Origin of the sequence: Vibrio genomosp. F10 str. 9ZD137, assembly GCF_049974785.1 — a bacterium.
Lineage (GTDB): Bacteria > Pseudomonadota > Gammaproteobacteria > Enterobacterales > Vibrionaceae > Vibrio.
In genome coordinates this window covers 1-438 of the sequence record NZ_JBNGCJ010001047.1, presented here as the reverse complement: position 1 = coordinate 438, position 438 = coordinate 1, and the positions used below count along the sequence as shown (strand labels likewise).

Here is a 438-nt window from a genome sequence, read left to right as displayed (position 1 = left end):
CCGCTCTTCCGATCTTTCACGAGCAAGGCCACGGATGCTGAAGCAGTCTGCGCGGTTTGCTGTTAGGTCTACGTCGATAGTTACGTCGTTAAGCTCTAGAAGCTCACGTACGTCCATGCCTAGCGTTGTGCCTTCAGGCAGCTCAAGGATGCCGTCAGACTCTACGTCGATACCTAGCTCAGAGAAAGAACAAAGCATGCCGTGCGATGGAACGCCACGTAGTTTTGCTTTCTTGATTTTGAAGTCACCAGGAAGTACTGCACCAACTGTTGCTACTGCTACCGTTAGGCCAAGACGACAGTTAGATGCACCACATACGATATCTAGCAGCTCTTCTGCGCCGATATCAATTTTTGTAACTTGTAGTTTGTCTGCGTCTGGGTGCTGACCGCACTCAACCACTTTACCTACTTTAACGCCGGTGAAAACACCCGCAAC

The 438-nt window shown here is 50.2% G+C and carries 1 protein-coding gene; it reads right to left on the bottom strand.

The window, feature by feature from the left end; all coding sequences use genetic code 11:
- On the bottom strand, positions 1-438 hold a 438-nt coding region (gene ytpR, locus ACP45E_RS22200; protein ID WP_347229993.1), incomplete at both ends, for a YtpR family tRNA-binding protein.